This is a genomic window from Streptomyces sp. OfavH-34-F, from assembly GCF_022347745.1.
Lineage (GTDB): Bacteria > Actinomycetota > Actinomycetes > Streptomycetales > Streptomycetaceae > Streptomyces.
In genome coordinates this window covers 25736-33355 of record NZ_JAKRGC010000033.1, presented here as the reverse complement: position 1 = coordinate 33355, position 7620 = coordinate 25736, and the positions used below count along the sequence as shown (strand labels likewise).

The 7620-nt window shown below is 73.3% G+C and carries 5 protein-coding genes; 2 read left to right on the top strand and 3 right to left on the bottom strand.

From position 1 onward, the window contains the following. A partial coding sequence (locus MHW47_RS08580; RefSeq protein WP_239222036.1) for a BTAD domain-containing putative transcriptional regulator occupies nt 1-2923 on the top strand: 2923 nt, incomplete at its 5' end. 19 nt (nt 2924-2942) lie between these two features. Here the strand turns inward: MHW47_RS08580 and MHW47_RS08575 are convergent. From MHW47_RS08575 to panB, 3 genes are all read right to left on the bottom strand, one after another. After that, nucleotides 2943-3800, bottom strand: a complete 858-nt coding sequence (locus tag MHW47_RS08575; protein ID WP_239222035.1) for an ABC transporter permease — start codon at nt 3798-3800, stop codon at nt 2943-2945. Continuing rightward, complete coding sequence (locus tag MHW47_RS08570; RefSeq protein WP_239222034.1) at nt 3797-4816, bottom strand: ATP-binding cassette domain-containing protein; 1020 nt, start codon at nt 4814-4816, stop codon at nt 3797-3799. Before MHW47_RS08570 ends, MHW47_RS08575 begins: the two co-directional genes overlap by 4 nt. Nucleotides 4817-4945: 129 nt before the next feature. Then, nucleotides 4946-5830 carry a 3-methyl-2-oxobutanoate hydroxymethyltransferase gene (gene panB, locus MHW47_RS08565; RefSeq protein ID WP_239222033.1) on the bottom strand — a complete coding sequence of 295 codons (885 nt, stop codon included), beginning with the start codon at nt 5828-5830 and terminating at the stop codon, nt 4946-4948. 168 nt (nt 5831-5998) lie between these two features. Between panB and MHW47_RS08560 the strand changes: the two genes are divergently transcribed. Continuing rightward, nucleotides 5999-7603: an MFS transporter gene (locus tag MHW47_RS08560; protein WP_239222032.1), complete on the top strand. Its 1605-nt coding sequence runs from the start codon at nt 5999-6001 to the stop codon at nt 7601-7603. Nucleotides 7604-7620: the final 17 nt, after the last annotated feature.

Sequence of the window (7620 nt, the reverse complement as noted above, 5' to 3'; positions counted from 1 at the left end):
CCTCGCCGACCTCCCCGACCGGCACGCCGCCGCCACCCGCTGGACCGCCCGCCGGCTCGACGCCCGCCGGGACCGCCTCACCGCCGCCCTCCGTCTCGGCCGGGCCCCCGAGGTGCTGCCGGAACTGGCCGCGCTCTGCGACGAGCACCCCCTGGACGAACCCCTCCAGGCGCTGCGCCTGCGCGCCCTGCGCGACGCCGGGCGCACCGCCCAGGCCCTGGCCGCCTACGACGAGGTGCGCACCCTGATCGCCGACCGCCTCGGCACCGACCCGGGCCCCGAACTGACCACCCTGTACGCCGAACTGCTGCGGCAGCCGCCCGCGCACCCGCCCGCGCAGCCGCCCGAACCGGCCGCCGCCCCCGCACCCCCGGGCAACCTCCGCGCCCGGCTCACCAGCTTCGTCGGCCGGGAACGCGAGATGGCGGAACTGCGCGGCGACCTCTCCCGCGCCCGGCTCGTCACCCTCCTCGGACCCGGCGGAGCCGGCAAGACCCGGCTCTCCCAGGAGGTCGCCGACACCGTCGACCCCGCCACCTGGCCGGACGGCGTCTGGCTCGCCGAACTGGCCCCCGTGGACGACCCGGAGGCCGTCCCGGAAGCGGTGCTCGCCGCGCTCGGCGCCCGCGAGACGGTGCTCAGCGGGGCCGGGGCGGGGGAGTTCCGGGCGGCCGAGCGGGCCTCGGGCGACGAGCGCGCCGCCGGCGAGTCGCTGGCCCGGCTCACCGAGTACTGCGCGCACCGCCGCATGCTGCTCCTGCTGGACAATTGCGAGCACGTCATCGAGGCCGCCGCCGCCCTCGCCGACCACCTGCTGGCCCGCTGCCCCCGGCTCACCGTCCTCGCGACCAGCCGGGAACCCCTCGGCGTGCCGGGCGAGACGCTGCGGCCGGTCGATCCGCTGCCGGACCCGACCGCCCTGCGGCTGCTCGCCGAGCGCGGCGCCGCCGCCCGGCCCGGCTTCCGGGTGGACGAGGACGCGGCGACGGCGGCGGCCGCCGCCGAGATCTGCCGCCGCCTGGACGGCCTGCCGCTCGCCATCGAACTCGCCGCCGCCCGGCTGCGGATGCTCACCCCGCAGCAGATCGCGGACCGCCTCGACGACCGCTTCCGCCTGCTCACCAGCGGCAGCCGGACCGTGCTGCCCCGTCAGCAGACCCTGCGCGCGGTGGTCGACTGGTCCTGGGAACTCCTGGACGACGACGAACGCGCCACCCTGCGCAGGCTGTCCGTCTTCGCCGGCGGCTGCACCCTGGAGGCCGCCGAGGCCGTCTGCGCCGACCGCGCGGACCGGTCCGGCGACGTCGCCCGCCTGCTGGGCTCCCTGGTGGACAAGTCGCTCGTCGTGGCCGCCCCGGCGGACGACGGCCGGATGCGCTACCGGCTCCTGGAGACCGTCGGCGAGTACGCGGCGGAGCGGCTGGAGGAAGCGGGGGAGCGGGACGCGGTGGAACGCCGCCACCTGGTGTTCTTCCGCGAGCTGGCCCGGACCACCGACCCGCTGCTGCGCGGCTCCGGACAGCTCGCCGCCGTGCGGCTGCTCCAGCGCGAGTACGAGAACCTGCGCACCGCCCTGCGCCACGCCGTCGCCGCCCGCGACGAGCAGGAGGCGCTGTGCATGGTGCTGTCGCTGTCCTGGTACTGGCAGATCCGCGACCTGCGCGCCGACGCCCTGCACTGGGCCGACGCGGCCGCCTCCCTCGGCCCCGACCCGTTCGCCCCGCCCGTGCGTCCCGCCCCGTCCCTCCACGAGCGCTGCACCGACGCGCCCCCGCCCATGCGGCAGGAGCTGCTGGAGGAGGCGCGGCGCCAGGTGACGCTGGTCCAGCTGGTCAACATGGACCACGCCATGGACCAGTGGAGGAACGAGGTCGGCGTGGAGCGGCTGCGGGCGATCGTCGCCACCTACCGGGCCGGCCAGCCGCAGACCTGCCGCAGCCCCGCCTCGCTGTGGTTCTTCGCCGTGATGCTCACCGGCGGCGTCGCCGACCTGCGCCATCTGCTGGACGAGACGGTGCGCGGCGCCCGCGCGTACGGCTACGAGTGGGAGCTGGCCGCGGCGCTCCAGATGCGGGCCAACGTGCTGGCCAACCGCCCCGACTGGGCGGGCGAGGCCCATGCGGACGCCGACGAGAGCATGGCCATCTTCAGCCGGCTCGGCGACGACTGGGGCATGGCCGAGGCGCTGTCCTCGCGAGGCGAGGCCAACGAGAAGCAGGGCGACTACGCGCGCGCCGCCGACGACTACCTGGCCGCGATCGGCTCGGCGGAGAAGCTGGGCGCCCTGGCCCAGGTCTCCGTGCTGCGCATCCGCTACGCCTCCGTGCTCACCGAACTGGGCCGGGGCGCGGAGGGCGAGGCGATCATGCGCGAGGTGCTGGCCGACGAGCGCCGCACCGGGCACGAGGCACGGCCCGCGGCCCGGCTGTTCCTGGCGCTGTGGCTGGGCCGGGAGGGCCGGACCGCCGAGGCGCGCGAGCAGTTCGGGATGCTCCTCGACGAGTTCACCTCCGAGACGATGGCGGTCTTCGAGGGATTCGTCCTGGGCGGCCTGGCCTGGCTGGACAACCAGGACGGCGAGTACGCCCGCGCGCTGGAGCACGGCCGGCGGGCGCAGCGCGGGCTGCGCGACCCGCTGACGCAGATGGTGGCGCCGCAGATGGCGGTGATCAATCTCGTGGTCCTCGCCTGGGCCCTGGGCGGACTCGGCGGCGAGGAGCGCTCCCGGGTCGCGGCGCGGCTGCTCGGCGCCGGCCGCGAGAACCTGCCGCGGGGCCACTTCCTGAACGCGATGGAGCGCCAGAACTTCGCCCGCGCCGAGGCCCTGGTGCGCGACCGGCTGGGGGACGCCGCCTACGAGGCCGCGTACGCGGAGGGCGCCCGCCTCTCCGTGGAGGAGGCGGCCGCCCTCGTCGGCCCGTGACGGGCGCCCGGCCCGCGGTTCAGGACTTCTTGCGGAACCGGGAGACCGCCAGCGGTGCCACGGCACCGGTGATGACGACGGCCCAGCCGAGCGTCAGCCAGACCGAGTTGCCGAGCGGGGTGCCCATCATCAGGCCGCGGGCGGCGTCGGCCAGGTTCGACAGCGGGTTGTAGTCGGTGAACGACTGGAGCCAGCCCGGCATCGTGGTGGGCGGGGCGAAGATCGAGGAGCCGAACTGGAGCGGCATCATGACCAGCATCCCCATGCCCTGGACCGCCTGGGCCGTCTTCATCGCCAGCCCGAGCAGGATGAAGATCCACATGATCGCGGCGCCGAACGCGGCCGACAGGCCGATCGCCCCGATCAGGCCGAGCACGGAGCCGTGCAGCTCCATGCCGAGGGCGAAGCCCATGCCGAGCAGGATCAGCGTCGCGACCATCATCCGGCCCAGCTCGACCACGATCTTGGCGACGAGCACCGAGGAGCGGGCGATGGGCATCGTGCGGAAGCGGTCCATGACCCCCTTGCGGAAGTCGTCGTTCACCCCGCTGCCGACGGCCATGGCGATGTTCATGCCCATCATCGCCATCAGGCCGGGGATCAGGTAGTTCAGGTACTCCTGCCGGCCTCCGCCCATGCTGCCGCCGACCGAGCCGCCGAAGACGTAGACGAACAGCAGCACGAAGATGACGGGCATCAGCAGCGCGTCGAACATCGACTCCGGATCTTTTCTGATCTGGAGCAGGTTGCGCCGCACCAGCGCCCCGATGTGGCGCAGGTTGTTCCGCAGTCCGATGGAGCCCTCGTCGTGGAGCTTCGCGGCCGGCGCGGAGACGGGGGTGCCGGCGGGGGCGGGTGTCAGGGTCGTGGTGCTCATGCCGCGACCTCCTCGGGAGTCGTGTGGGTGACGGTGGCCTTGTCGCCGGTGATGGCGAGGAACACCTCGTCCAGGCTGGGCAGCGCGGTGGCGACATGGGCCAGCGAGAAGCCGCGGGCGCCGAGCAGCCCGATGACGGCGGTCAGCTGTTCGTCGCTGAGGATCGGTACGAAGAGCAGGCCCTCGTCCGGGACGGCCTGCGCGCCCGCGACCCCGTCGAGGCCGGTCTCGCGCAGCGCCTGGGCCATCGGCGCCAGTTCGGCCGGGTCCGAGGGGCGGATCTGCAGGGTGCGGCCGCCGACCTTGGCCTTCAGCTCGTCCACCCCGCCGCGGGCGATGATCCGGCCCTTGTCGATGACGGTCAGCTCGTTGGCCAGCTGCTCGGCCTCTTCCATGTACTGGGTGGTGAGGAGCACGGTCGCCCCCTCCGCGACCATGCGCTGCACCTCGTCCCAGACCTCGTTGCGGGTGCGGGGGTCGAGCCCCGTCGTCGGCTCGTCCAGGTAGAGGACAGCCGGGCTGCCGATCATGGAGGCGGCCAGGTCGAGCCGGCGGCGCATCCCGCCGGAGTACTCCATCGCGGCCTTGCGCGCCGCGTCCGTCAGCGAGAACCGCTCCAGCAGCTCGTCGGCCCGCGCCCGCGCCTTCTTGCGGGACAGGTCCAGCAGCCGCCCGATCATGTAGAGGTTCTCCCAGCCGGAGAGCTTCTCGTCGACCGAGGCGTACTGGCCGGTCAGGCCGATGGTGCGGCGCAGCGCGCGGGGCTGGCGCACCACGTCGAAGCCGGCGACGACGGCCGTACCGGCGTCGGGCGTGATGAGCGTGGAGAGGCAGCGTACGAGGGTCGTCTTGCCGGCGCCGTTGGGGCCGAGCACACCGAGCACGGTGCCCTCGCGCACGTCCAGGTCCACACCGTCCAGGGCCTTGGTCTCGCCGTAGTGCTTGACCAGTCCCCGTACCTCGACGGCGTTCCCGCCGGTTCCCCCGGTCCTGGGGCTCTTGTCGTTTCGCGTCATGGGAACCAGTGGACCAGCCGCCACCGACAGTCCGCCGACAGCGGGCCGACATCCCGCCCACAGCCGCCGGGAACGGCCGACGGCCCGCCGGTGGGGGAGCCGGCGGGCCGTCGTCGTTGCCGGGGGCGGTCAGTGGAAGGTGTGCTCCGGGGCCGGGAACGTGCCGCCGACGACCTCTTCCGCGTACGCCTTGGCGGCGTCGCCGAGGATCTGCCGCAGGTCGGCGTACTGCTTGGTGAAGCGCGGCACCTTGCCGCCGGTCAGCCCGACCATGTCGGTGTAGACCAGCACCTGCGCGTCGGTGTCGGGTCCGGCGCCGATCCCGATGGTGGGAATGTGCAGGGTGCGGGTGACCTCGGCGGCCAGCTCGGCCGGTACGAGTTCCAGGACGACGGCGAACGCGCCCGCGTCCTGTACGGCCTTGGCGTCGCGCAGCATCTGCTGGGCGGCCTCCTCGCCCCGGCCCTGGACCCGGTAGCCCATCGCGTTGACGGACTGCGGGGTGAGGCCGATGTGGGCCATGACCGGGATGCCGGCCTCCACCAGCAGCCTGATCTGCTCGTGGCTGCGCTCGCCGCCCTCCAGCTTCACGGCGCCGACGCCGGACTCCTTGATCAGCCGGGTGGCGTTGCGCAGGGCCTGGACGGGGCCCTCCTGGTACGCCCCGAAGGGCAGGTCGGCGACGATCAGGGCGCGCTTGGTGCCCCGGACGACGGCGGCGGACAGCACCGCCATCTCGTCCATGGTGACCGGCACGGTGGTCTCGTAGCCGAGGTGACAGTTGCCCATCGAGTCGCCGACGAGCATGACCGGGATGCCGGCCTCGTCGAAGACGGACGCGGTCATCGCGTCGTAGGCGGTGAGCATGGGCCACTTCTCGCCCCGCGCGGTGGCGGCGGCGATGTCGTGGACGGTGACCCGGCGGTTGCTCTTGCCCCCGTACAGCGTCTTTCCGCCGTCGGACGGGGTGCTCGCGGGGGTCGCGGACTGGTTCTGCGCAGCCGGAAGCGACATGGCAGGTGGCTCCTTCGTCATCTCGAGGCGCCCTGACGGCGTCCCCGGACCGCTTCCATGGTGGCATCCCGGAGCCGGTCGCGGGAAGTGGGCGGCACCCGTCGGCCCTCGGTAAAGACTTTACAATACGAGACGGTCCCGTATCGGAATGCCGTTAGGCTGCTCCCCATGTCCACACCCTCCGGCGCTCCCGCCGTGTCCCGGATACCGGAGGCGGTCCACCGCCGCCGCTGGGCGATCCTCGTCGTCCTGATGTTCAGCCTGCTCATCGTGGTGCTGGACAACTCGATCCTGAACGTCGCCGTCAAGACGATCGCCTCCCCCGCGCCCACCGGCATCGGCGCCACCCAGAGCGAGCTGGAGTGGGCGATCAACTCCTACACGCTCGTCTTCGCCGGCCTCCTGTTCACCGCGGGCCTGCTCGGCGACCGGCTGGGACGCAAGAAGGTCCTGCTCTTCGGCATCACCCTCTTCGGCCTCGGCTCCGCGCTCGCCGCCATGTCCGACTCGCCCGGCCAGCTCATCACCTGGCGCGCCCTGATGGGCTTCGGCGCCGCCTTCGTCATGCCGGCCACGCTGGCCGTCCTGATGAACGTCTTCGAGCGCGACGAGCAGCCCAAGGCCATCGGCATCTGGGCCGGCAGCGTCGGCCTCGGCATCGCGATCGGCCCGATCACCGGCGGTCTGCTCCTCGAACACTTCTGGTGGGGCTCGATCTTCCTCGTCAACGTGCCCGTCGTGATCATCGCGCTGGTCGCCATGGTGCTGCTCGTGCCCGACTCGAAGGACCCCCGCCCCGGCAAGCTCGACCCGCTCGGCGTGGTCCTCTCCATCATCGGCCTCGTGCTGCTCGTGTACGGGATCATCCGGGGCGGCGAACTCGCCGACTTCACGGCCCCCTCCGTCCTCCTCCCGATCGCCGGCGGCCTCGCCGTCCTGGTGCTCTTCGTCCTCCACGAGAAGCGCAGCGCCAGCCCGGCCATCGACATCGCGTACTTCAGGAAGCCCGCCTTCTCCGCCGCCGTCGCCGCCATCGCGCTTGTCTTCTTCGCGCTGATGGGCGTCACCTTCTTCTCCGCCTTCTACATGCAGAGCGTGCGCGGCTGGAGCGCTCTGGAGTCCGGGCTGCTGATCCTGCCGCTGGCCATCGCGCAGATGGCCTTCGCGCCCCGCGCCAGGATCGTCGTCGCCCGCTTCGGCGCCCGCGCCGTCTGCACCGCCGGCATGCTCGCCGTCGCCGTCGGGCTCGCCGCCTTCGCCCTCTTCGACGCCGACACGCCCGTCTGGCTGATGTGCCTCGTCTTCTTCGTCCAGGGCACCGGCATGGCACACGTCATGCCGCCGGTCACCGTGGCCGTGATGCAGGCCCTGCCGCGCGAGAAGGCGGGCTCCGGCTCGGCCGTCAACAACACCTTCCGCCAGGTCGGCGGCGCCCTCGGTATCGCCGTCCTGGGCTCGGTGCTGTCCGCCGTCTACCGGGGCGACATCGAGGACCACCTCGGCACCCTGCCCGCCGCGGCCCGCGACGCGGCGGGGGAGTCCATCGAGGCGACCCTGGCCGTCGCCGGGAAGCTGGGCCCCGAGGGCGCCCCGCTGGTCGGCGCCGCGCACGACGCCTTCATGCACGCCATGCACCTCACCGCCATCGGCTCGGCCGCGGTCGCCCTCGTCGGCACGCTGGTGGTCGCCCTGTGGCTGCCCGGCCGCCCACCGGCCGCACCGCCGTCCGCACACGAGGAGGAGCACCCGGCCCCGGCCGCCGCCGAGCGATGACGCCGGGCCCCCCTCCC

Bases quoted from the DNA above. Each gene is read 5' to 3' on its own strand.
- MHW47_RS08575 (WP_239222035.1), bottom strand. From the start codon at position 3,800: ATGAGCACCACGACCCTGACACCCGCCCCCGCCGGCACCCCCGTCTCC.
- MHW47_RS08570 (WP_239222034.1), bottom strand. From the start codon at position 4,816: ATGACGCGAAACGACAAGAGCCCCAGGACCGGGGGAACCGGCGGGAAC.
- panB (WP_239222033.1), bottom strand. From the start codon at position 5,830: ATGTCGCTTCCGGCTGCGCAGAACCAGTCCGCGACCCCCGCGAGCACC.
- MHW47_RS08560 (WP_239222032.1), top strand. From the start codon at position 5,999: ATGTCCACACCCTCCGGCGCTCCCGCCGTGTCCCGGATACCGGAGGCG.